This window comes from Acetomicrobium sp. S15 = DSM 107314 (assembly GCF_016125955.1).
Lineage (GTDB): Bacteria > Synergistota > Synergistia > Synergistales > Thermosynergistaceae > Thermosynergistes > Thermosynergistes pyruvativorans.
Map to the genome: position 1 here is coordinate 1 of NZ_JADEVE010000099.1, position 392 is coordinate 392.

The 392-nt window shown below is 46.9% G+C and carries 2 protein-coding genes; both read right to left on the bottom strand.

The window, feature by feature from the left end:
- Positions 1–52 precede the first annotated feature (52 nt).
- Positions 53–172 (bottom strand): DnaB-like helicase N-terminal domain-containing protein, encoded by a 120-nt coding sequence (locus tag EZM41_RS14555; protein ID WP_198469300.1) that lies wholly within the window; start codon positions 170–172, stop codon positions 53–55.
- Between the two features lie 2 nt (positions 173–174).
- On the bottom strand, positions 175–392 hold a 218-nt coding region (locus tag EZM41_RS02830; RefSeq protein ID WP_232619003.1), incomplete at its 5' end, for a beta-eliminating lyase-related protein.

Sequence of the window (392 nt, forward strand, 5' to 3'; positions counted from 1 at the left end):
CCACAAAAGCTTGACCGACCAAACGATACGCCATTTACCTGCGGTTCGCCTATTAAAAAAAATTGATATGATCTACGGGCTTCCCCTTTCGTACCATATCGCTGACCATTTCAAAGGCCTGCTTATAACGCATATCATAGAAATCAGCGGGGGAAAGCCCCTCAACGGCCACGATCAGCGCATCTTGATAAAATAGGCATTTTCAGCAATCCGCGCTGCATCGAGAAAGAAGGGTATGCCGTATTTGCGGGCGACTTGCGAGACGTCCCTGATGTTTTGAAGGCTGACGGGCTGCCCGCCTCCCGATTTAGTTGTAACGCTGACCATTATCAGGGGGATATTTTCATTGCCGTACTGTTTTATTACAGACAATAACTTACCTATTTCTACGT